We start from the raw sequence: 24249 nt of genomic DNA on the forward strand, positions 1-24249 counted from the left end.
AAATGATTGAAATCATTGAAAATGGACTATATCTTACGATTGAAGTTACGGAAGATCAGGATGTTCGGCTATTGCATTTTGGAGCGGCACCTTTGGAAGCAGTCATAGCGGATAAGAACAAGCAAGGCTTCCGGCTGCTGGAGCTGCAATTATCGGGTGAAGACCGCGCCGAATATCACGGGCGTACACACCGAGCATCCTATCCGGGTCTTCGGATGGTATATGCGGGGCACAGCGATACAGTGAATGTGCTCGGACGTAAACTGGAGTTTAGCTTGGCTGATCCGATTTCGGGAATCCAGGCAGTGCAGCATTTTCAGTTCTACAAGGGTGTGCAAATCGTTCGAAGCTGGACAGTGCTAAAGAATGCTGGAGAAGCTGAGGTGGCAGTGGAATACATCTCCTCCTTTGCTCTTACAGGTGTAGACAAAGAGGGGGGCGGGGAGCGCAATGATAAGATTGAAGTAACCCTTGCTCACAGCGGATGGCAGAGTGAACTTCAGTGGCGTACCTACCGCCTGCCTGAGCTTGGGATGTATCATTTGGCAGACCGTGGCTCCAAACGAATTGCCGCAAGCAATACAGGCTCTTGGTCAGCAGCGGAACTTCTGCCGATGGCAGTTTTGCATAATAAGGAGAGCGGGACAAGCTTGTTCTGGCAGATTGAGCATAACGGCTCTTGGCATTGGGAGCTGACGGATCAATACGATCAGCTTACCCTGCTGGTCTGCGGACCTACAGAACATGATAACCATTGGTGGCTGAAGCTAGCTCCCGGTGAAGAGTTTACTTCAGTACCAGCAGCTGTAGGTGCAGTGCGGGGAGGATTTCAGGGCGCGGCAGAACAGCTTACGGTATATCGCCGGATGATCCGCAGACCTAATGAGGATAATGAGCTGCTGCGGATTATTTTTAATGACTATATGAATTGCCTATGGGGAAGCCCAACGACTGAGAAGCTACTGCCTTTAATTGATGCTGCCGCAGAAGTAGGTTGTGAATATTTCTGTATTGATGCTGGCTGGTATGCACCCGGAGAGTGGTGGGATGGCGTAGGCCAGTGGGAGCCTTCCAGCGAACGGTTTCCGGAAGGAATTAAATATGTGCTCGACTATATCCGCAGCAAAGGGATGATTCCCGGACTATGGCTTGAGCTGGAGGTTATGGGCATCAACAGCCCGAAGCTTGCGGAGACTGATGACAGCTGGTTTTTCATGCGGCATGGTAAAAGGGTTAAGGACCGTAGCCGCTATCAGCTAGATTACCGCAACCCGAAAGTCATTGATCATGCAAACGGTGTTATTGCGCGTCTGGTTGAGCAGTACGGTGTAGGATACATTAAAATGGATTACAACATCAATGCAGGCATTGGGACAGAAACGGATGCGGACAGCTTCGGAGATGGGCTGCTACAGCATAACCGCGCTTATCTGGCTTGGTTGGACAGTATCTTTGTTCGTTATCCGAAGCTTGTTATCGAGAACTGTTCCAGCGGGGGAATGCGCATGGATTATGCGATGCTCAGCCGACACAGCATCCAGTCTACTAGCGACCAGGAGGATTATGTACAGTATGCGGCCATTGCCGCAGGTTCTCCGGCAGCACTGACACCGGAGCAGTCCGCAGTTTGGTCTTATCCGCTGCGCGAGGGGGACGATGAGGAAGTCATCTTCAATATGGTTAATGCGCTGTTGCTTCGTGTACACCAGAGCGGTCATTTGGCGGAGCTTGAACCCCACCGCAGAAGTCTAGTTAAAGAAGCGCTGGATTATTACAAAACCATTCGCAGTGATATCCCACACGCCACGCCCTTCTGGCCACTCGGCCTGCCGGACAGTGAGGGCGAATGGGTCAGCCTTGGCCTGCGGCGCGGCGAACGACGGTATGTCGCGGTATGGCGGATTGCCGGAGAAGCTGCGAATGTCCAATTGCCGATGGTAGAGCTGAAGGGACTTGAACCAGCGATCGCCTGTGCCTATCCTCAGCAGCATAGCTCAACCTGGAAATGGGATAAATCGGCAGGGGTTTTGACGGTGGCGCTCCCACCAGGAAAAACAGCGAGATTGTTTGAGATTACTTCGTAAAGCTTGCGGCGGGCCTGCTCTCCTTCAATCTGATGTTTGGGGAGCGGTCGCTGTAGCTTGCTAGGGAAATAGTTTATTCACTGCCTTTCTAATTCGGTCAGGATTGGCGTATCTGCTGAAAGTATGTTTAGAAAAGGCAGTACAATGATCGTTTCGAATTCATTATTTTCAGCGTTAGTAACCAGATGACCTCCGTATTTTTCGGTGACACTTTGAATATTTGTTAAGCCGAATCCGTGAAAAGCGGGATTCTCTTTAAAATTATGCTGTACTATAGTGCTAGAATCGTTCCGTGAGTTGGTGACTTGGATAAACAATGAAGTATCAGTAGTGAAAATTAGCAGCAGAATAAATCTATCTTCTTTTTTGGGAACTCTTGCAGCGGCGTTTAGAGCATTATCCAGCACGTTCCCGATCACGGTACATAAGTCAAACCGATCAATATCAATAGCTTCGGCGTGTATATGAATATCATAATTCATAGCAATTTTGTGTTCACAAGCAATATTTAGCGCGTTACCAATTAAAGAATCAATTACCAAATTACCTGTTGATAGTTTTAGAGAAGGCTGATGAATTTGACCGAGCATTGAATTAATATGATGGATAGATTCCTGAATCTCATTCTTCTGAATACAAGTCCGGACATATACCAATTGCTTGTTCGTATCATGGATAACTTGTTTGATGCTTGTAAGGGAATGTGCGGTTTTTTCATAGCTGTTGTGTTGATAATCCATCTGTTTATGTAATTGCAGATTTTCTTTAGTCAGTTTGGCATTTTCATTAATTTTACCGAATAAAAGGATGGTTTCTCTGATTAGCAGAATAAGCAACATCATGATTACCATTGATAGATAAAGAGTCGTCATCCTCGTTCTTTGAATTGTGCAATCATATAATAGGCGTAGGCTTCTTTAACCTCTTTTGCCTGAGTACGGCCAATAGGAAACTGCTCTTGATTGTGCATGATTACGGAAGTAGCTGTAAACTTATGGACATGTTCCAGATTAACAATAACGGAACGATGAATAAGCATAAACGGACGGTTTAGTTTACTTATATATTCTGAAATTGTACCTGAAATTATGTAATGCTGCATTGAGGTAATGATCTTTAGCCGGTTTTTAGCCAAGGAATGTTTGATTTTAACAATCGCAATAACGTCAGAATTTTTGATCACGATATGTCCATCTTCAGTTTTAATCATTAGAAACCTATTTACAGAAGAAATGATATAGTTACATAGCTTTATTATCTTTGCCTCAAAATACTCATAGTCTACCGGTTTAATCAAATAATGGAAGGGTTGCACATCAAAGCTGTTCATTACGTACTGCGGATAGTTAGTCAAAAAAATAATTTGAACCTCTCGATCCGGAAGTGCACGGATTTTTTTTGCAACCTCGATTCCATTTAATCCTCTCAGTTCAATATCCATTAGAAGTATATGAAAAGGATAACTACTCTGTTGATTATAATAGTGAAGCAATTCCTCACCACAGGTAAAATATTGAATCTCGAAAGAGTAAGCCGTGCTTTTCATAAGTCTTGGGAGATATTCCTTTAGCAACTCGTGTTCCTTTTTCTCGTCATCACATACGGCTATGCGTAACAAAGTCATTCCCCCCATAATTAAATTTGTTAATCTTCAGAGATACAAAAACCTGACACAAAACGTCATTCAGCCTCCTATTTCAACCATTAGCTACCAAATTACCCCAAATATTCTTTTATATGATATATTGATAGCGTTCTCAATGTCAAACCGAAGCTTGAAAGTAGAAGAGGATATATTCTATGAATGATAAGAATACCCTTAAAAAACTTATCAGATTATTCAAACCGCATAAAAAGAATTTATGTTTTATTTTTCTGCTCTTAATATTTTCTACTTTGATTAGTTCCATTTTGCCGATGTTCAACAAAATCATTATTGATGAAGGATTTATGAAATCAGATGTTAGAACCATTATTTTAACGGCAATCTACATTTTTCTTTTGTCAATGTCTAGTAGCTTTTTAGATTTGCTCAAAGAAAAACAAAGAATAAAAATAGCTTCAAATATTATCTACTCCTTGCATAAAGCTGCATTTGATCTACTTATGAAAGTGAAAGTGAAATATTTCACTGATAAAAACTGCAGTGAAATTTTAAATCGCGTTAGTACCGATATATCGAATATTTCGCAAATAACGGATGGTAGCATGCTTTTTATTGTTAGTCAGTGTTTTAGTTTGGTAGGAGGAGTTATTGGACTTTTTATCATAAGTTGGGAACTTACACTCATTGTGCTTATTTTAATCCCTATAGAATATTTTATTTTGAAATCGTTTGCTAAAAAAAGAAAGATGCTTGCGGAAAAATACATCACGAAAGATGGAGAATATTCGCATTGGTTTGAGGATAGTTTGAACGGTGTGAAGGAGACAAGGCTTTTTAATTTATTCGTTTTCAAAGAAAAAGAATTTGCGGACAAGCAGAATCAAGTAATAACCTCCCATATGGGAATCAGTTTATTGGACAATTGGCGGATTACTGTGGAGAGATTTCTAATTGGAGGACTAGTTCTTCTTATATATGCTTCTGGATCGACGATGATATTAGATTCAAAGCTTTCGGTAGGAAGCATATTTGCTTTTATTACCTACAGCGCTTATGTAACCACTCCTATCTCATCGATGTTGAATATTGGATACTTATTGTCGGGAATAATGCCTTCTGCCCGAAGGTATTATTCGTTGCTCGAGGAAGAAATCGAAGCTTGTGATGTAGAATCCGACAACATTGGTATGAAGCGACTCAATCCTTTTGGGAGCATTCAGTTTGAAAATGTAAGCTTTGCTTATGATACTGAACTGATCTTGTCAAATGTGAATTTCACGATTGGCAGCCATGAGAAAGTGGCCATTGTAGGAATGAATGGTTCGGGGAAGTCTACAATCCTAAATTTAATCCAGAGGTTTTACGAACCACTTGCAGGACGAATTTTATTCGATGGAGTGGATATTAAGGCTATTAATTTGAATGAATATCGGGAATTAATTTCGACCGTTAGTCAAGAGGTATATCTTTTTGACACAACCATCGAAAATAACATAAAACTTTACAGTGAAACCCATGAGGAGCAGTATAGACAGGCTATTGAGGCTACCCAATTATTAGAGAAGAATACAAGCCAGTTTAAGAATTATGTCGTAGGTTCTAATGGGAACAAGTTGTCCGGTGGACAAAAACAAAAAATCGCGATAGCCAGAGCATTAGTAAAAAGCAGGCCCATGGTGATTTTTGATGAAGCGACCTCCAACCTTGATCTTCACTCTGAACAAGCAATTAACCATCTATTAGATACAGTACTCAGTAACAATACAGTGATTATAGTCAGTCATAGGCCGGAAATTCTGAAGCATGTGGATAGAGTAATCTTTTTAGAAAAAGGTCGGGTATCCGATATTGGACTTCATGAGGAGTTGTCCTATACAAATGAAAGGTATCGGCTCATCACTCAACAGCATCAATTCGTTTAATGGGTTTACCCTTCGAGTGATTTAAATATCAAATATTGATATTTAGATAAATACGATTTGAAAGGAGGAATAGGCATATGAAACAACTTGTAAAAAGAACAAATGCAAATTATGAAACGTTGGAGGCATATGCAGCTTGCAGTGCATGTCCTTGTTATGCATGTACATGCAATGCCAGCGGATCAAACAAAGCAGCCATGAAACAAGTAACCTATACTGGTAACTCCATGAAGATGACTGCTATTGGAATCGGGTAGTAAGTGCAATCTTAAGTATAGCTAAGAGCAGGATGGCTAAATGGCTTTATTAAAAAAGCTGTCCTGCTTCACTTTTAGAGTGGGGGGAGTTCAGGTGCCAGTATTTCATTTATTTGAAACGGTAACGGGAAAATATATGTTCGATGCGAATGCAAATACATTTCTTAAATTAAATGAAAGATCTTATCAGGCTTTGTTGAACTATAGAAATTCAAACTTTGAACAAGTGGAACCGGAGATTCAAAACTTATTTGATTCCGGTTTTTTGGCGGAGAAACAGGATTTTGAGATGATTCATCCCATGAGCGACTCTTTGCAGCACAATTTAAGCAGAAGCGTTGGCTCGATAACTTTGCAGGTCACGCAAAACTGTAATTTAAGATGCAGCTATTGCGCGTATTCAGGGAGCTACTTACACAGAGTACATACCAATAAGAGAATGAAAAAAGAGGTTGCTTTGAAAGCAATTAAGTTTTTGATTGAGCACTCCGTTGATTCTCCAATTATTAATATTGGATTTTATGGAGGAGAGCCCTTACTGGAAATGGACTTAATAAAAGCTTGTGTTGCTTATGCCAGAGAACAAAGTGCGGGCAAAGAACTAACGTTTAACCTTACTACAAATGCAACTTTAATTACCGACGAAACCTTAGAGTTCTTATCTTCTAATGATTTTAATTTAACGATCAGCCTGGACGGCGATGAAGTCGCGCATGATAGAAACCGAGTTTTTGCGGTAAATAATAAAGGTAGTTTTCAGACTATTATGGATAATATTGAAAATATCAAAAACAAAACACCAGACTATGTTGATAAAGTGATGTTCAATGCAGTAATTGATCCAAATTCAGATTTTAGCTGTTCCACAAACTTTTTTTCAAACTATGAGACCGTAAAAGACTTTGCTGTTATGGCAAGTGATATAGCAAGTAGCTACAAAAAAAGTGAGTCCTTAATCAATGACAGTTTTATCAAGATGTATAATTACGAAGTTTTCAAATTATTTCTTTATAAATTTGATAGGCTTAAGAAAAATGATGTATCCAAGCTGGTGATGGAAAGCTTTGATCAAATCCAGGAGAATGTCCATAACAGGCTTAGAATCTCTTTCTATGATGTAAAAAAAGACCATCATTCCGGACCGTGTGTTCCAGGAGTACAACGATTGTTTGTGAATGCTGACGGTGCTCTGTATCCCTGTGAAAGAGTTAGTGAAGCATCTAGTGTAATGAGGATTGGGCATATAGATACAGGCTTTGAATTGGATAATATCCGGAACATACTAAACATTGGAACAATAACGGAGAAAGAATGCAAAGAGTGCTGGGCCTTTAGATATTGCACTTCTTGTGCAATGGCCGCCGATGATATCAGTGAGTTTTCTGCTGCCAAAAAATTAAGTATCTGCAATAAAGTTAAAGAAAACACTGAGAGTTTGTTTAAAGATTATTGCGTACTAAGAGAGTTAGGCTACGACTTTGATAAAGAAAAAGTGTAATGGGGGAGACAATGGTGAAAAAAAGAGCAATTGTTTATCCATATCATGCAGATTTCGGTCCGGTCGTCAGATTCTCCAATTTACTGGGCAACTATGAGCTTGTTTCATTAATGGCACCTTTAGGTTTTGGACTGAATGAAAAAGATGCAGCGTACAGCTATTATGGTGAGGATGTGGGTATAAAAGTTAAAGATTCTTTTTCAGATGATGAATTTGATGTGTTAATGATTTGTGAATTTGAATGCAGTTTTGAAAAAGTGGTGTTCCCGACAATTATCAAAGCCGCAGAGATGGGAAAAGATATTGTTCTGCTTAACAGATGTGCTGATCATGAAGTTGAAATGGTAAAGAAGGTATGCCTGAAAAATAATGTGGAACTCACAAGTTTTTTTGGAATTGACATTGACAGAACGAAAGTAGAACTCGTTGAGAAAATACTGCTGGATATTAATGTTCCGATAATCTGCGTGGCGAGTCTTATGGAAAAATCCAATAAATTTGATGTTCAGCTTAGCCTAAGGGATTATTTCTTGAAAGAAGGGTACAAAGTAAGTCAAATTGGGACAAAATCTTACTGTGAGATTATGGGATTTCATTCTTTTCCTGATTTTATGTTTAATCATAAAGAAGCGGAGATAGATAAAATATTTCTTTTTAATCACTTCTGTAAATATATTGAATTGAACGAACGACCTGATGTAATGATTATCGGAATTCCAGGCGGGACAATGGTATATAATAATCTGTTTACCAATAGATTTGGTATTACTGCATTCGAGGCGGCTAGTGCAATCCATCCGGATGTCGGTATTATGAACTTGACCTATGATGATTTTAATGGAGAGTTTCTCGATAAGATATGTGTGTCAACAAAGCATAAATTAGGTTTTGATATTGATTGTTTTAATATGTCAAATCATAAATTTGATACGGGCAGAAGCAAACAGGATAAAGAATTGAAGTTTTTTACGGTTGATTCTAAGTTGGTTGATGAAAAAATTGCAAAAATATCGCTAGAGTCAGTGGTTCCTCTGTTTAATTCGTTAAATGGGACAGACACTTTGAAATTAGCAGAATGCTGTGAAGCTCTATTGTTACAGGAAAATATGCAAATCGTATAAAAGAAGGGTGATATTTATGGATCTGGATCAAGTGCGTGAACAGATAAACGAAATATTATTCGACGTAATGGGAATGGACAAGATCAAGCTTAATGAAAACTACTTCTATGAAGATTTATTGGGCGAGGCGATGCAGTTCTCACCACGGGATTTGTTGGTTCTATTTGTACATATTGAGGAAAAACTAAAAATACAAATTCCGGAAACCGATATATTAAATGGATGCTTCAACAGCCTAGATCGAATTAATAATACAGTTTGCCGCATTCTACAGGAAAAAAGAATAAGGGAGTTGGTTTAAGTTGTTGAATGTAGCTTCACTCAGTAGCCTGAATCGTGCGGGGGCTGCAATGGTAATCCAGAAAAATAAGAGTTCAGAGATTTCATTTCAAGACGCGCTATCGACATCGAGTTCGGAAGCGGTTTTGATGGAATTGGAAAAAAAATTCGACATTAAAATCAACGTTCAAGCCATACCAAAGAACAATGAAGCAGTGAAAAGTGTATACTCTGGTAGTGTTGGCAAAGGGAATGTAACCATTGCTCCAAATATACTGAATCAGTCGGCAACAGATCCACAAATGCAAAAAAGGGTAGAAGCAATTATTCAGGATCATTTTGATTCCAGCGCTAATGATAAACCCGGTGATGCCAGTGGCGTCATTATACATCCGGATGGAACAGCTACTTTTTGGGTGATTGGTGATTATTTAACACCTGCCGAGCGGGAGAAGATTAATAAAGAAGTAGAGGCAGATAAAAAGAAAAAGGCGGAGCAGTTAGACTCGTTGAGTAAATTAAGTAGCAGCTCTAGCCTATCACAATTCGGGTTATTTATTGACAACTCCAATAATGGTGAAGAAGATAGCATGTATTTAAATAGTGTGCTACAAGCCAGTCTGGATTCGATGCTGCGAAAAAAGAACCTGTTTAATTAAATGATTAATCACTTTTTTAATCATGACTACCGCCTGGGTCAATGGATTTGTGACCAATGAGGCGGTTTTATTTTTGTCGATCTGTAAAAGGAGATGATGAACATCGAAGCTAAAGTGAAAATTGCCGTGATTGATGATGGTATCAACGAATATTTGCTAGGTGAACCGGTTGTTCAACAGTTGATCTTCAATGAAGATTTCACAATAGACGCTTATACAATAGACAGTCCCGAAAGAATAACTCACGGCACCATCTGCGCAGGCATAATTAAGCACTATTATCCGGAAATCTATATGTATAGCTTGAAGATATTGTCTTCTACCTTAAGGGGAAATATCCAGAAGTTGTATAGTGCACTAGAATGGTGCGTTCAAAATGATATCCAAGTTGTAAATATCAGCTTGGGAAGCCATTGCTCAGCGGATTTATTAGAAACGCAGAGAGTTATAAACAAGGTTGCTGGTCAAGGCTTAGTTATTGTAAGTGCCGCAAGTAATCATAATTATATTACATATCCAGCTTCTTTTTCAAACGTTATAGGCGTTAAGAGAGAGGTAAGCAACACGCTGCACGAAGGGGAGTTTTATCTCAATGATAATATCATCGACGGTATAGAATTTACGGCTTTTGCTAGACATCATTTGAATGGTAAAGAGTGCAGCAACTCGAACAGCTTTGCCGCGCCCATGATTACAGCCAAAGTATGTGAACTCATTGGTAAATCTCACCTAACTAACTTGCAGCAAATAAAACTCATGTTGTCGAAAATGGCAAATAACTATAGGGACGATAAACACTTGTTTATTTGCTATGCTGACCCTGATTGGATAAGTGATATATTAGTATGCTATGTGAACGGAAAATGCAAATTGGACAATCTGAATCTTTGCGTTAACATACACGGTGAAATTGTCGTTCCCGCTGAGTCGGTTTATGATGCTGTTGATGCAGCCCTATTGGCTTACAATGAAAATATTGAGACTCTCGTTGTGATCAGCAGAGATCTTTACCCTGATGCTTATGTTGAATTACAGTGGATTGCTTCGAAATACAATAAAAATGTAGTGTTTATTGACAATTACCAAGGAAAAGATATGAACAAGATAGTTAACAATCAGTGTACTAACATTAAGTTATGGCATAGCTTATTCAAAATACACAACATTTACACACTTAACAGCACCCCGTTGCTGATCGAAGAGCCAATGGTTTCTATTTACATCCCTGCTGACACTGACTTTGAAGTTATTCTCTGGTTAAAAGGGCAATTTAAAAATAATAACTATAACAGTTATTTTGCATCGAATCACCCTATCGGAGTTTTATACGGAATAGACTATGTTCCTGAGACAAACTCAGCGCAGACATCTTCCTATTTTTCCTTAATTCTAAATAAGAAATCTTACGATATCGCGATATATGTCTTATATGGCTATGATATTTCGGATAAAATAGAAACGGATATTGAAATAGACATTGAACCATTAAACGGTTACTTTCAAGCAACTTTTGCTGTAAATGGCTTATGCCAGGAACGTATTATCAATATTAAACAGATTGATGAAACCTTTATCAGAGAACTATATAATTCTATAATTTATTTACTCTCTTAATGGGGGACAAAAATCATCAAACACTTAGAATACTCTCCATTAATAACTTCTTTGCTAGCCCCTCGTTAGTCGACTTCCGGATTCATCGTATTTACACTACAGTGATATCATCAGCCTTGTATTTACATGAGGATTCGATACACACACTACTCATAGCGAATTTATTATTCCAATGATAGATCCTATTTAAGTTTGACCTACTAAACATCTGGGTAAATGACGGAGTAGCGTTCTTGCTAGTTTTCGACAATTTCCTACTTACTGTGATTGCGGATAAGCGGAGTGACAAGATTTACAAATAGATTAACGAAGGTATTTTAGGGTAGAATTGTCATCAAGTAGGGTTACATTCTGGGTGAATTTCGACATTCCAGAGAAGCCCCTATTTTTTTGTGTTCTGACATGGCTTCAAATCTTGGTGCTCAACAGATATCATACATTGTCGAAATTTTGTCGAATAATATCATATAATGTAGAAAAATAATTGACAGGAAATGAATAGAACTTTAGAATTAGGTAGTAGCGTAATCATTACTATCATATAGAAGCGTACATAGCTTTTAGCAAGAATGATTATAAATGTGACTTCAAGGGAGGATGTACGATGATGAAAGCAACAGGCATAGTAAGAAAAGTGGATGAATTGGGACGTATCGTAATTCCTATTGAACTGCGTAGAACAATGGGAATCGACATAAAAGACCCGCTCGAGATTTTTGTAGACGCTGAAAAGATTATCCTTAGAAAATATGAGCCAACTTGTATCTTCTCCGGAAGCTCAGAAAACCTGATCAATTTCAAAGGTAAAATGGTAAGCAAAGATGTTCTTGATGAACTTATTGCAAGCTTTGATAGAGCATAATCCATATACCACATATGATTTCAAAAAAAAGAACCGGTATTACAAGCACAAGATGTGCATGTAATACTGGTTCTTTTTTTATGGTGTACTTTCGAAAGCGGGTTTTATTTAGACTCTAGCACACTTTGGATTTTTTTGATAAAAGCATCATATTGTACGAGGCCTAGCTCCATGCACAACTTCTGGTAGGAAGATAACTTGTAATCTAGCTGGTTCAACTTCTGTTCCAGATCGTCGTACATTGCCTGCTTTTCTATCAATGCTTGCCGAAGCAGATTATCTATGTTCTCTTTGTCCGTCTTTTCCCCAAAATACAGGTGCATAAAAAAGTCAGAACGCAGAACATCTTTTTCGGCTGGTGATTGTAGATAAGCGTGGAACTGATCCAAGCCGGCAGAGGTAATGGTGAATACATTTTTGTCGGGTTTGCCTTCCTGTCGCACAGATTCTTTAGTGATCAGATTCAGCTTTTCCATCTTGCTTAGGGTAGGATAGATCGTGCCATAGCTGGCATCGAAGAAAAATGAGAAGTATTCCTCGAAATGTCGTTTTATCTCGTAACCAGAATGAGGTTTTTCGCTTAAAATCCCCAGAATAACATCTTGTATGTTCATAAATCATTGCCGCTCCTTTCTTTCACTTCCTACCATATCACAACTGCATATCGCTCTCAATTTGAAATGGCATAGCCGGAGTGGCAAACTGTATAATTACGCATTTACTGGCACGGGCTCTTGTTCTCGTGAGATCCGAGTTTCTTTACGGAGGAAAGTGACAAGTACGCTTAATACAGCAATTGTTGCCCCAATACAGAGTAAATAGAACATATCCTTCCATACCCCGTTACCCCCGATAACCAGGTCGAGCATACCATTAACTGCATAGTAAGCGGGCGAAAAGGGACCGATCCAGTTATAAAAAGGTGACAGCACATCGCGTGGAATAGTTGCTCCGGACGCTAACATTTGCATGGAGAGAAGCGCAATATTTAGCCAGCCGCCAGCATCCCCGAGGAGCAGCAGACTAAACTGAGCAAGGATCATACAGGAGAGAATTACCGTGAACTCGAACAGCCACATAAGCAGAAAGCCACGATTAGAGTGGATACCGAGTGAGTTAACCATGATAGTTCCCACTAGTGAGATAAGCACAGCCGTTCCACCCATTATGACAAATCGGGCTGCAAAGCGATTCCATTTACTAAATTGTCCAGACAAGTTGGAGGAAGCTTTATGGAGATTCATCGCGAGTAACATAGCACCGGTAAATGAGGCGGTAACGATCATTAAGGGAACCATAGTTTGTGCAAAATTAGTTGTAGGGTTAATGATTTCGACGTTGGCGGAAATGCGGCTGCTTGCAGCACTTTTGATGATCTCCGCTTGTGCTTGCGGCAGATTCATAGCTTCCAAGGTGTGGCTTAGTGCTGAATTACTGCTTTGAGTGTTCATTGCTGCCGTGACTTTAAGTGCTACCGACTGCATCACATTGCTGACCATCTGCGGATTAGATTCATTTAAGAAGTAGTGGAGTTCAGTCTTTGCAGATGGATTACTGATCTGTCCAGTGAACCCTTGGGGAATATTGATAATCATACGGATTTCTCTATGCTCAAGTGCTTTTTTTGCATTTTCTAGTTGGAGATCCTGTTTGGTTACGAACTGAAGTGATCCTGCAATCCCATCGACTATAGGCTGGGCATTTAGACCATCCTCATTAACAATTGCAATGGGCAACTGATCTACCCGATCCGTTACATGATCGTATCCTGTAATCCAAATTAAGCTGAAAAAAACTTGGAACAACAGTGCAGTTATAATTCCAATGATGGTAGCAGGCTGCTTGAGGAAGCGCATGATTAATTGATTTGACATGGTTATTTCTCCTTTATATTTCAAGTTGTAATATTACAGATTGAAATATAGCATAACGAAATATAAACTGCAACAGAAAAAGTTAAGAGCATGGACATTACAAAGCGATTTCATATATCATAGGGCATGTACTGGAAATATCGCACAGATGAATGTCTTACCTGAAGCTGAACAGAATGGGGAGGAACAACAGATGAGTAACGAAGTACATGGAACGGAACAAAACGTGGTTCATGCGAAACTGAACAAGCCAGAAGCGATTGTATTTGATATGGATGGAACATTGTTCCAGACTGAAAGTCTTTTATTGCCTGCATATCATAAAATGTTCGATATTTTACGGGAAGAGGGACTATACGTAGGACCTACACCACCAGAAGAACGTATTCTAGGCTGCTTAGGGATGTTGCTGGCAGACATTTGGAAGAATGTTATGCCTGAAGCAGATGAAGCCGTGCACCGCCGGGCGGATGAATTGCTCCTGCAGCTGGAGATTGAAGGGCTTGAAGCCGGAGGCACACTACTGTATCCACAGGTGGTTGAGACACTGACAGCGCTTAAAGAGCGCGGAGTGAAGCTGTTTGTGGCTAGCAACGGGCTGGAGGATTATATTCACAGCATCGTTGTGGTGCATGAGCTTAAGGCGTTATTCGAAGGCTTGTATAGTGCGGGAGGTCAAGGCACTGCGACTAAGACCGAGCTGCTACGCATTCTTTTGGATAATCATGGTGTCAGCAGTGCCTGGATGGTTGGGGATCGTTCTTCTGATGTTCAGGCAGGTAAAGGGAATGGCCAGACCGTAATCGGCTGCGCCTATGCAGGCTTCGGACGTCAGGATGAGCTGAAGGGCTCTGATGTCATTATTACCTCCTTCGACGAATTGGTTGACTTATACGACAACGCAACGATTAGTGAATAAGAACTTACGATGGGGAGTTTGCTTAGCTTACAAGCAAGCGCTTGATCAAAAAAAGGCATCCTTGAAGAAGGGTGCCTTTTTATTTTCAATACTCCAAATGCAGATGCAGGAGCGGTCAGTCTAATGTCAAAGATATACATAAATAAAGGGAGTAATCCGATAAAAAATGGAGAGGAAAAATGTAGAAACCGAGAAGCGAGAAGTGGGCCAAGGGAGCATAAATATGATAATGAGTTTCTTTTTTATTGCTTTAAGTGCTGCGATTGGAGTGGGGATGTGGTTTTTAGTTATAGGTATAGTCTTTTCTATTGGTGGAGGGAGCCTATTTGTAACTCATTATGATTCCTTGTTTTTTTATAGTGCTGTTCTTTTGTTGTGTATTGTAAGTTATCTATGGTTTATAAAACATCTATTTGAAAAAAAATTGGAACTATTACTCCTTATCTGTGTGGGTACCACAATGCTCTTTTTTTTCCTTACAGGTTGGCTTAACTAATCATATGGGGGGAGGACAGGCAATTCTTTATGTACTACTGGTTATTGGCTTATATCTTATCTTATTAATACAATTTATTCTGACTTTATATTATTTAATCAAAGTAAGAAATGAAATTTAAATAACATAAAGGGTTCTAAATGTTTTGCATGCCTAATATGTAAACCCTTTATGTTAAACTATCGTTCTCTGTTGGTTAAATTACCAATCGGATTCATTTACTTTAAAAGAAGTGATTTAATAAATGGCTCTATGTCAAAGGGTTCAGTCGTTGTTTCGTATCTACCGTATACATGACCGTTTCTATCGATTAAAAACTTTGAAAAATTCCACTTAACCCCATCTCCGGCATATATGTCCGGATACTTTTCCTGCAGAAAATCCTGCATCCATTTACCGCCTGATGTCTCAGTATCGAATCCTTGAAATGGTGCTTGCTGTGTTAGATATTGAAATAAAGGATGGGCAGACGGTCCCCTAACCTCAGCTTTCTCAAATAATGGAAACTTAACTCCAAAGTTGCTCTCACAATATTTATGTACTTCCGAGTTGCTTTCTGGCTCTTTCTCGTTGAATTGGTTACAAGGAAAACCAAGTATTTCAAACCCTTGCTCATGGTGAATTTCGTAAATTTTTTGGAGATCAGGTAATTGGCGAGAATAGCTGCACCTACTGGCAGTGTTCAGAATAAGCAGAACTTTCCCGCGATAAATGGACAATTCAACAGGCTCATCATGAATTGACTTTGCTTGAAAATCATAAATAGACATCAGACCATCCCTCCACGTTATTATTATAAATCACATAATAGCGCTATTGGCGTTTATTGGTCTAATATATAATAAGAATAATGTTTATAGTATTAAACTATAACGAGTATATCTCCAGTATAAAATGCCGCTTAAATTTTTATTTTTGCGCTTTTAACCAATGAGCAGTTTCCCTCTTATCCTTCAAGTTACTTTGAAAATAATTCTAAGAGTATCAGCAACGAAAATTCCCCAAACGTAATCATTTTGATTGAATTATCCTGCTCGCCGTCGTATTGATTCAAGGTTGGCCATTATACCGCTTTCACCACGGCGTTCGAAGGCCAAAAAGCGTGCTCCTTAATGGAGACACGCTTCTTGAGCTGTATGATAATTGCCGCGGCGGTGCTTACTGCTGCTTAGCGTACCATTCGGAAAATTGTTTTTGGTATTCAGCGATATATTTGTCTATTCCCGCTGCTTTTAGTCTGTCTAGCGCTTTGGGAAAGGCGGTGTCATAATCACTGAAGCCACTGCCGATCGGAGCGAGGTATTCAGTGAATACACCGTTCAGCTTCGTTTCTTCATTCTTGACGGGTGTATTGTCAAAGTTGAAGCCGGCACCTTTGGAAATGATGGCTCCATCGTCCCAAGCTTTATATTCTGCAATAAACTCATCCGGTACCGTGTTATCGAAACGCATGAAGTTTTTGTTCATCAGCAGCCAGTCAGGAATCAGCGAATCAGTGGTTATTTTGGTCAAACGCCCTTTTTCATCCAGCGTATAGTCTGTTCCTTCTATCCCGTAGGCGAACAAGTCGTACAGCTCCTGGTTTTTTTGCAGCAGATTGAAGAACATGACGTAACGTTCAGGGTCTTTAGCTGCGGTGGAGACGAAAAAGGCGGTGCTGTAAGTGCCGCGGCTGATTTTTGGACGGCCGCTGCCGAGGAAATAATTGACCAGTTTGGCATCAGGCACTGCTTGTGAGATGGTTGCCGCACCTTCGAATGGGCGTGCTGCTGTGCCGGCCCAGAACATCGCTTTTCCGGAGTTCCAGTCAGACTGCAGCTGTGGGACATTGGTGGCGGCATATTTCGGAATGATTCCTTTTTCATACCAGCCGTGCATTAGGTTCGCATAACTCTTGAACTCTTCGGTTTCAAACCAGCTAATAATTTGATCATCCTTCACAGACTCATTCAGGGCAATAAAATCATTTTGCCAATAGAGGTTTTTGTCCGTGTAATCATATTGTAGGAGTCTGCGCGCATCGGTGTTGGCGTACCCGATCAGTTCGGGATGAATGGCATGGACCTTATCATAGAACTGCTCTAGTTCTCCCAGTGAAGTGACCTGTGTCATGCCGGCTTCTTCAAGCAAATCCTGTCTAACTAGCGCACTGTAGAATTCCGCAGAATTCGGTTTGTTGCCGACGGGGATCGCATACTGCTTGCCTTCCAGCTGAAAGGCTTTGAAGGAGGCCTCGTCCACATTTTTACTCAAATCAGCGGCTGCATCGGCATACGGAGTGAGGTCGGCATAAAGCCCCTTTGCCACAGATTTTACCATGTAATTGGCATCTGTATAAGTTGCGAAGTCTTCTCCCGTAGACAGCATTAAATCAGTTTTACCGCCGCCATATTCGGTCCAAGGAAGAAACTGGAATTCAACCTCAGCATTGATTTCTTTCTTAATAGTGTCGTAGAACGATGTCTTCGCTAGTTCCTTCATCCGGTTGGACTCATCCCCGTACAGCACAATTTTCAATTTGGCAGGAGCCAAGGCGCTGCCGTCTTTACTACCGCTATCCGTAGAGGAAGAGGTACCTTCATTTCCAGTTCCAGAACTAGGGGGAGCGCTTTCATTGTTGCCCTGAGCACAGCCACTTACCAAGAACACCGCAGCGAGGAGCAAACTTAACCAACCTTTTTTCTTTTTCATGATGAACCCTCCTGAAATAGAATCATAATGTTTGAGGCACTATTGCAAAGGCCATGCTCCCTTAAGTCCCATTGTACATCAAGAAGTAGGGGAGCATAAACCCGGTGCAACCGAACATAATATGGCATCCTTGCTGGAAATTAGCCTTTGACTGAACCTACGATAATGCCTTTGACAAAAAAGCGCTGGAGAAAAGGATATAATATGGCGATTGGCAAAACGGTCAGACAGGTCATTGCCATTTTGGCTGTCTCCAGTGGCGGTGCAATGATAGCTCCACCAACTTGAGCAGCATTGCCGGAAGCCAGGAACTGAATGTTCGCCATCATGTTGTACATCAAATATTGGATCGTATAGAGATCCTGATCGGTTACCAGCATTAGTGGCAAATAGAAGTCATTCCAGAATTGCAGTGCGTAAAAGAGCGAAATGGTGACCAGTCCGACGCGGCCCAGCGGAATCATAATGCTGAAGAAGATCCGCAGATGTCCGGCACCATCGATTTGCGCAGATTCCACGATTTCATGCGGGATGCTGCGGAAATAGTTAGCCATGAGAAACATCAGAAAGACGCTTAGCACATAAGGGATGAACAGGCCGATGAGCGTATCGCCCAAATGATAATATTTGGTGCTAAGCAGATACCATGGCAGCGTTCCTCCGCTGAACAGCATTGTAAAATAGGCGAAGAAGGCGAAGAAATTTTTGAGCCGGAAGCTTTTAACGGAAATGACATAAGCGTAAGCGGTGGTCACCAATACGGCCGATATGGTACCCAGCACCGTAACGATCACCGACATGGAATACGCCCGCAGAATCTGCTGTGCCTTCGAGCCAAACAGGAATTCGTAGGTTTCAAAGGTAAAGCCTCTGGGCCAGAACGAATAGCCTTCCGCGGCGATTCTGGATTCGGTAGATAATGAGCCGGATACTGCCAGAATAAACGGCGCTAGACAGATTACTGAAAATACGGCAATACAGATGTAAAAGAAAAAGAGCAGGCCTTTGTTTTCGGTAGTTTGCATCTTATCAGTCTCCTAAAATAGTTTGCTGTCTTTGTCATACCAGCCGGCTAATTTGTTGGCCACCAGCACCAGAATGAAACCAAAGACGGATTGATAGAGCGTGATGGCTGAAGCAAAGCCGAATTCTCCGGAACGGATGGCTGTGCGGTATACATACACATCGATAATGTCGGTAGTCGGCAGAAGCAACGGATTCAGGAACGTTACCCCCATAATCATACTGAGATCGCCTTTCAGCATGCCCCCGATGCCCAGCAGCGTCATCAGAATGATCGACGGAATCAGCATGGGCACCGTAATTTTGGTGATAATCTGCCATCTGGAGGCACCATCGATTCTTGCAGCTTCATAATAGGAAGTGTCGATGCCTTGCAGCACCGCATAATAGATGATGGCACCGTAACCAGCGCTTTTCCAGATATTCGCTAGCACGAGAATGATTACGAACAGCCAAGGGCTGGAATACCAGTCAACCTGGGAGAAGCCGAATGTCTGGAGCAACTGGTTCATAATGCCTTTGTCGTAATCCAGCAGGGAGAACAGAATGGCTCCGATAATAATCCAGGAAATAAAATACGGGAAAAACATGACGCTCTGCGTGATTTTGATAAACCATTTGCTGCGCAGCTCATTTAGAATAATGGCGATGGCCACTGAAAAAAACGTGCCGGTTAGCATATACAGCGCATTTAACATCACCGTGTTGCGTGTAGCCCTAAGAGAATCTTCCATACTAGAGAAGAAAAACTCGAAATTAGAGAAGCCGGCCCACGGGCTGCCGAAGATTCCGTCGTTGAAGTTGTAATTTTTAAAGACGAGAATCAGACCACTCATCGGCAGATAAGCAAAAAGAATTAGAATGACGATTCCCGGAAGAGCGAGCAAATAAAGCGAGCTGTCCTTCCTTAGGGATTTACGGAAGCTCTTGGCTTTGGCCGTCCTGATTCCCGGACTTGGCATTCCTTGTGTCTCCGATGTAGCCTCTTGCATCATTAACAGTCCACTCCTTTATACTAGCGTTGTCATTTCCGTCCCTTGTTTTAGGAGAACGCTTTACATGAAAATCATAAATCCACCCGGAATGTAAACGCTATCATAATAAACGGAAAAAAGTTAAAAAAAGCGGAAAAGGGCAGCTTAAAAAAACGAAAAAGACAGAACTTTTTTGTTTTTAGGGTGCTCAAAAGCCTGATTTAAAGGGGGATTTTATAGTATAGGCCGGCGCGAGGGTTATTCATTGAAAGTCAAAAAGGGGATGTCTCCGGCTATGAAAATGCTGCCGGGACATCCCCTTTGTTCCTTACTTTTAGCGGGTCAATCAGGAAGATTCTGTTTCTGTAGAATATGATTCATTCTCCATTTAGAAGGTGTAACCCCATAACGCTTTTTGAACTGGGTTGTAAAATAGGTGCTGCTGTTGTAGCCCACTTTCTCGGCAATTTCCCGGATATCCAAGTCAAGCTCAGTGACTAATAACATCTGCGCCTGCTCCAGACGCAGCAGGTTAACGAAATCGGGAAAGCTGCAGTTTACTTCGTCGGCAATAAGTCTACTGAGATAAGCGGGACTTAGCGATAGCTTGTCAGCAAGGGCATTAAGGGAGAGCCTGGAGTCATCATAATGATCTCTGATATAACAAATGGCTTCACCAGCAATGCTCTTGGTCTGTACAGCGCTCATGCTGGCAATACGCTCGTGGGCGGTATAACAGCTGTCTACAATCCAATTCCATAGCTTGTCATAGCTTTGGATCTGCCAGATATGCTGGTAATTATCTAGAAAGCCGGAATGCTGGACGTCTGCATTAAGCTCAGCCGTGCGACTGAGTTCAAAGACCAGTCTCGATAAAGCGATGGTGGCAGGCTCGACGCGGTAACTGCAGGCTACTGCCAGCAATCTCTCCACTGCCTGCGGAATATGGTTCGAGAGTTCCGTCTGCTTAACGGCTTGCAGTACCGGTTCAAGGGCACTGTCGGGCATTGGGCTGCTGTTCAGGTGGATCGTATCATCGGCAAAGATGATGTTCTGCTGCACATGAAATTTAATATATTGCAGACTGTCCGCAGCCTCATTGTATTTAGCCCTCAGTAGGTTTAAATCATCCGTCAGCCCGCTGATTCCGAAGGCGCAGCAGGCTCCGGAAAGCTGTAGCTGAGCGGCGGTTTCTTCCCATTTGCCGCGGTACAAAGCGTAATCGCCGAAGCTGCCGCTGTGAAGCTCGCTCAGAATAAGTACAGCAGTGCCTTGATGCGGGCGGAAGGATTGAATGGCTGCAAGTTCACAGAAGGCATGTTCAATCTGTTGTATGTTTTCCTCAAAAGTATGCCGGAAGTCGGAGTCTTCAGGTTGTTCGGGCTCCAGAGCGGTCAGCACGCATACACAATATGCTCCCCCAGAAGCGGCTATGCTCATCAGGGGTGTCCCGCTGTTCTCTGGTGTTCTCTGCGGGGAAAGCAACCACCGCATCAAGGCGCTATCATCGCTTTCTTTTTTTAGCTGCTCCAGCTTAACGCCAATCTGTTCGAGCTCCTGGCTTACGGTATCGAAATCGCCACCGGTTTTCAGCGCTTCTTCATTGCCAGATAGATGAGCGATATTGCCGAAGAGCCGGCCGATTGGCTTATACATCCGCCGCGAGATCAGGTTGGCGGTTATAGATGCGGCGGCAATCAAGGCCAAGCACAGGCCAGTCATCAGATTACGGGCATTGGAGATATCACGGATGCTATCCTTGTAGGAAGTCTCCGACACAAACCACAGCTTGTCCGCTGCAGAATATACATAGGTAATCAGCTGTGGCTCTTCACCTCCCTTATAGACAAAAGAGCCTCTTTCTGAGGTGGAGGACACCACCTGCTTTAACATGCCCTCTTCCAGAGGGATGTCAGATAATGCACTGTGCATGAGCACAGATGCTTTTCCGTCAAGCACAGCGTAACGGGTGGCTTCGCCTTCTTTTTGCGTAAACAGATTATTCTGCAGCTTTCCCAAATTGACGGTCAGTGCTACCGCACCATTATATTCGCTATCCGCAAACGCCCGGTCATTATAAAACACGGTGAGCAGGGTAATGGGGGTACCGTTATTCAAGGTTGCCTCCCACAGAAACGGTGATTCAACAATGATGTTATCCCGCATTCTCGAGAATAGCTCCAGCTTGGATTCAGGGCTTAGCGGAAGGTTTTCGAACATGGCAACAGGCTCATCCACTCCCATGATGTAGGCGTTCTCCATATATTGGTTCACAACCAATGCTCCGCGGATTTGGCTTAAGGCACTGTACAACTGGTCGCTCCAGCTGGTATCGCCATTCATCATGAGCGCGTTGATGTTTGGATTCCTATAGAAGTCCATAGCGTAGTTCTGGACGATCTCTTCATAGTTTGTAAAAACGGTTTCAGTATTCACCAGTACATTTTGGTTCGCCTTGTTGACATTATCTATCGTAATATTCCGGTACCAATAAAAGATCACTACAGCCAGTACTAGAATACAGCAAACTGAAATCGCGGTTAGGCTCATAAAAAAGCGGGAGTACAATTTCTTTCTTTTTCCCAAGCTGCTCACCCCTTCAGGTAAATCCTATTACACCCATTCTAGAGGGAAAGGCTATTCGCTGACAAGGAGTGAAATATGGGCAATATAGCATGAAAGTATAAAAATGAAGAAATAGAACATAGAAAATACAAGAAAGTTAAACTTATACGAACTATAATTGGTGGTGCTTACATTTGAATTGTTTTGAGGAGGATTACTTTTAATGAGAACATTCCGCAATCCAGTGCTGCCGGGATTTTATCCTGACCCTTCCGCTATCCGTGTTGGTGAAGATTATTATCTTGTGACTTCAAGCTTTGAATTTTTCCCAGGCGTTCCTATCTTCCACAGCAAGGATCTGGTCAATTGGCGCCAGCTTGGCCATGTACTGGACCGCCCGTCCCAGCTCAATCTGGATCACTCGATTCCCTCCATGGGCATTTGGGCACCGACGCTCCGCTATCATGAGGGAGTTTTCTATATGATTACCACTTTTATTGACAATGACAAGAACCAGCATAATTTTTATGTAACAACAACCGATCCGGCCGGAGACTGGTCTGACCCTGTATGGCTGGAGGATGCACCCGGTATTGACTCCTCTTTGTTCTTCGATGAAGACGGCAAGGTGTATTATACCGGCAACCGTGTTCCGCCGGAAGGGCAGGCTTATCCGAAGCATATGGATATCTGGCTGCAGGAGATTGATCTCAGCCAAGGGAAGCTAATCGGCCCGAAGCAGAGTATTTGGCAAGGCGCACTCAAGGTAGCTCATGCGCAAGAGGGACCGCATATTTATAAGATCGGCGCTTGGTATTACGTGCTGATTGCCGAGGGCGGAACCGGGCATACTCATGCGATTACGATTGCCAGAAGCAAGAGTGTGACCGGTCCTTATGAGGGCCATAAAGCCAATCCGATTCTGACGCATCGCCATCTTGGCAGAGCGTATCCTATTGTTAATGTGGGTCATGGAGAGCTAGTGGAGACTCAGCATGGTGACTGGTGGATGTTCTGCTTGGCTTCACGAACCAGCGGTGGTTATTACCGCAATCTGGGACGTGAAACCTTCCTGACACCGGTAATCTGGGAGAATGAATGGCCTGTGGTCAATCCTGGCAAAGGAGTGCTGGAATTTGAGACGGAGGCTCCGGATTTGCCAGAGACAAAATGGCCGGAATTGCCTGCGCGCGATGAGTTTATAGGTAATGAGCTGGCACCGATCTGGAATTTCCTGCGGACACCGCGGGGTGAATTCTGGAGTCTTACCGACAAGTCTGGAGTTCTGCGGCTTCGCCTGAAGCCAGAACGGCTCTCGGAGATTGCCAATCCATCTTATATCGGTAGACGCCAGCAGCATTTGAGCTTCAGAGCGGCGACTGACATGACGTTTAGTCCCGCTGCAGAAGGGGAAGTAGCTGGTCTTGTTCTCCTCCAAAATGCGGATCACCACTTCCGTTATGAACTGGGGCTAGAGGCAGGCGAACGTGTATTACAGCTGATTCATCGGATGGGTGGCAGCGAGCAGCTGCTGGCGTCAGTGCCCTATCTACAGGATCAGGTACAGCTTAAGGTGGAAGCCAGAGGACAAGAGTATAGCTTCTATTACAGAGCTTCTGAAGCCGCCAAGTGGACAGCCTTCTGTGAACGGACGGATGGCAGAGTGCTCAGCACCGATCTGGCCGGAGGATTCACAGGAGCATACCTCGGGATGTACACAAGCTCTCAAGGCGCAAAGAGCGAAAGCTATGCCGATTTCGACTGGTTTAGCTATGAAGGACTTGAATAATAGGAGGAGGTGAAAT

The 24249-nt window shown here is 42.2% G+C and carries 21 protein-coding genes; 12 read left to right on the top strand and 9 right to left on the bottom strand.

What is annotated here, in order from left to right:
- Nucleotides 1-2 precede the first annotated feature (2 nt).
- Nucleotides 3-2084: a glycoside hydrolase family 36 protein gene (locus MHB37_RS08985; protein WP_405169589.1), complete on the top strand. Its 2082-nt coding sequence runs from the start codon at nucleotides 3-5 to the stop codon at nucleotides 2082-2084.
- Nucleotides 2085-2161: 77 nt separating this feature from the next.
- On the opposite strand, the gene MHB37_RS08990 is transcribed toward MHB37_RS08985, so the two are convergent.
- Together MHB37_RS08990 and MHB37_RS08995 are read right to left on the bottom strand one after the other, a co-directional pair.
- Nucleotides 2162-2956, bottom strand: coding sequence for a sensor histidine kinase (locus MHB37_RS08990; protein WP_081387794.1), 795 nt, complete (start codon nucleotides 2954-2956; stop codon nucleotides 2162-2164).
- Entirely contained in the window at nucleotides 2953-3702 is a 750-nt protein-coding gene (locus MHB37_RS08995) for a LytTR family DNA-binding domain-containing protein (protein ID WP_076184252.1), read from the bottom strand. The genes MHB37_RS08990 and MHB37_RS08995 overlap by 4 nt, the downstream gene beginning before the upstream one ends.
- A 182-nt stretch (nucleotides 3703-3884) precedes the next feature.
- Here MHB37_RS08995 and MHB37_RS09000 point away from each other — a divergent pair, with 182 nt between their 5' ends.
- The 8 genes from MHB37_RS09000 to MHB37_RS09035 all read left to right on the top strand — a co-directional run bounded on the left by MHB37_RS09000 (nucleotide 3885) and on the right by MHB37_RS09035 (nucleotide 11902).
- Complete coding sequence (locus MHB37_RS09000) at nucleotides 3885-5612, top strand: ABC transporter ATP-binding protein (protein WP_076179649.1); 1728 nt, start codon at nucleotides 3885-3887, stop codon at nucleotides 5610-5612.
- A gap of 77 nt (nucleotides 5613-5689) precedes the next feature.
- Nucleotides 5690-5869, top strand: a complete 180-nt coding sequence (locus MHB37_RS09005) for a CLI_3235 family bacteriocin precursor (protein ID WP_036684027.1) — start codon at nucleotides 5690-5692, stop codon at nucleotides 5867-5869.
- A gap of 40 nt (nucleotides 5870-5909) precedes the next feature.
- The gene (gene ccpM, locus MHB37_RS09010) at nucleotides 5910-7367 is read left to right on the top strand and encodes a Cys-rich peptide radical SAM maturase CcpM (protein ID WP_217904434.1); all 1458 of its coding nucleotides are present in this window, start codon (nucleotides 5910-5912) and stop codon (nucleotides 7365-7367) included.
- An 11-nt stretch (nucleotides 7368-7378) separates the two neighbouring features.
- On the top strand, nucleotides 7379-8488 hold the full coding sequence (locus MHB37_RS09015; RefSeq protein WP_076184253.1) for a TIGR04066 family peptide maturation system protein: 1110 nt from the start codon (nucleotides 7379-7381) through the stop codon (nucleotides 8486-8488).
- A gap of 16 nt (nucleotides 8489-8504) precedes the next feature.
- A complete protein-coding gene (locus tag MHB37_RS09020) occupies nucleotides 8505-8789 on the top strand; it encodes a hypothetical protein (protein ID WP_036684022.1) in 285 nt (94 codons plus the stop codon).
- A gap of 1 nt (nucleotide 8790) precedes the next feature.
- Entirely contained in the window at nucleotides 8791-9426 is a 636-nt protein-coding gene (locus tag MHB37_RS09025; RefSeq protein WP_076184254.1) for a DUF6033 family protein, read from the top strand.
- 93 nt (nucleotides 9427-9519) lie between these two features.
- The gene (locus tag MHB37_RS09030) at nucleotides 9520-11040 is read left to right on the top strand and encodes a S8 family serine peptidase (RefSeq protein ID WP_081387797.1); all 1521 of its coding nucleotides are present in this window, start codon (nucleotides 9520-9522) and stop codon (nucleotides 11038-11040) included.
- A gap of 604 nt (nucleotides 11041-11644) precedes the next feature.
- Nucleotides 11645-11902: an AbrB/MazE/SpoVT family DNA-binding domain-containing protein gene (locus tag MHB37_RS09035; protein WP_036684015.1), complete on the top strand. Its 258-nt coding sequence runs from the start codon at nucleotides 11645-11647 to the stop codon at nucleotides 11900-11902.
- A 104-nt stretch (nucleotides 11903-12006) separates the two neighbouring features.
- On the opposite strand, the gene MHB37_RS09040 is transcribed toward MHB37_RS09035, so the two are convergent.
- Together MHB37_RS09040 and MHB37_RS09045 are read right to left on the bottom strand one after the other, a co-directional pair.
- Nucleotides 12007-12516 (bottom strand): PadR family transcriptional regulator, encoded by a 510-nt coding sequence (locus tag MHB37_RS09040; RefSeq protein WP_036684013.1) that lies wholly within the window; start codon nucleotides 12514-12516, stop codon nucleotides 12007-12009.
- Nucleotides 12517-12612: 96 nt separating this feature from the next.
- Nucleotides 12613-13776: an ABC transporter permease gene (locus MHB37_RS09045; protein WP_340395339.1), complete on the bottom strand. Its 1164-nt coding sequence runs from the start codon at nucleotides 13774-13776 to the stop codon at nucleotides 12613-12615.
- A 193-nt stretch (nucleotides 13777-13969) separates the two neighbouring features.
- Here MHB37_RS09045 and MHB37_RS09050 point away from each other — a divergent pair, with 193 nt between their 5' ends.
- Nucleotides 13970-14695, top strand: a complete 726-nt coding sequence (locus tag MHB37_RS09050) for an HAD family hydrolase (RefSeq protein ID WP_405169155.1) — start codon at nucleotides 13970-13972, stop codon at nucleotides 14693-14695.
- Between the two features lie 166 nt (nucleotides 14696-14861).
- Entirely contained in the window at nucleotides 14862-15191 is a 330-nt protein-coding gene (locus tag MHB37_RS09055; RefSeq protein WP_405169156.1) for a hypothetical protein, read from the top strand.
- Nucleotides 15192-15409: 218 nt separating this feature from the next.
- Here MHB37_RS09055 and MHB37_RS09060 read toward each other — a convergent pair whose 3' ends face one another.
- From MHB37_RS09060 to MHB37_RS09080, 5 genes are all read right to left on the bottom strand, one after another.
- Nucleotides 15410-15961, bottom strand: coding sequence for a glutathione peroxidase (locus MHB37_RS09060; RefSeq protein ID WP_405169157.1), 552 nt, complete (start codon nucleotides 15959-15961; stop codon nucleotides 15410-15412).
- Between the two features lie 388 nt (nucleotides 15962-16349).
- Nucleotides 16350-17882, bottom strand: a complete 1533-nt coding sequence (locus tag MHB37_RS09065) for a DUF3502 domain-containing protein (protein ID WP_405169158.1) — start codon at nucleotides 17880-17882, stop codon at nucleotides 16350-16352.
- A 140-nt stretch (nucleotides 17883-18022) separates the two neighbouring features.
- Complete coding sequence (locus MHB37_RS09070; protein ID WP_405169159.1) at nucleotides 18023-18907, bottom strand: carbohydrate ABC transporter permease; 885 nt, start codon at nucleotides 18905-18907, stop codon at nucleotides 18023-18025.
- A gap of 12 nt (nucleotides 18908-18919) precedes the next feature.
- Entirely contained in the window at nucleotides 18920-19900 is a 981-nt protein-coding gene (locus MHB37_RS09075) for a sugar ABC transporter permease (protein ID WP_051491306.1), read from the bottom strand.
- 321 nt (nucleotides 19901-20221) lie between these two features.
- The gene (locus MHB37_RS09080; protein WP_076191124.1) at nucleotides 20222-22465 is read right to left on the bottom strand and encodes an AraC family transcriptional regulator; all 2244 of its coding nucleotides are present in this window, start codon (nucleotides 22463-22465) and stop codon (nucleotides 20222-20224) included.
- A 202-nt stretch (nucleotides 22466-22667) separates the two neighbouring features.
- On the opposite strand from MHB37_RS09080, the gene MHB37_RS09085 reads away from it, so the two are divergent.
- Nucleotides 22668-24233 (top strand): glycoside hydrolase family 43 protein, encoded by a 1566-nt coding sequence (locus tag MHB37_RS09085; protein ID WP_076191126.1) that lies wholly within the window; start codon nucleotides 22668-22670, stop codon nucleotides 24231-24233.
- The last annotated feature ends 16 nt before the right edge of the window (nucleotides 24234-24249 follow it).

Origin of the sequence: Paenibacillus sp. FSL H3-0286, assembly GCF_045040705.1 — a bacterium.
In the GTDB taxonomy this organism is placed as follows: domain Bacteria; phylum Bacillota; class Bacilli; order Paenibacillales; family Paenibacillaceae; genus Paenibacillus_AQ; species Paenibacillus_AQ odorifer.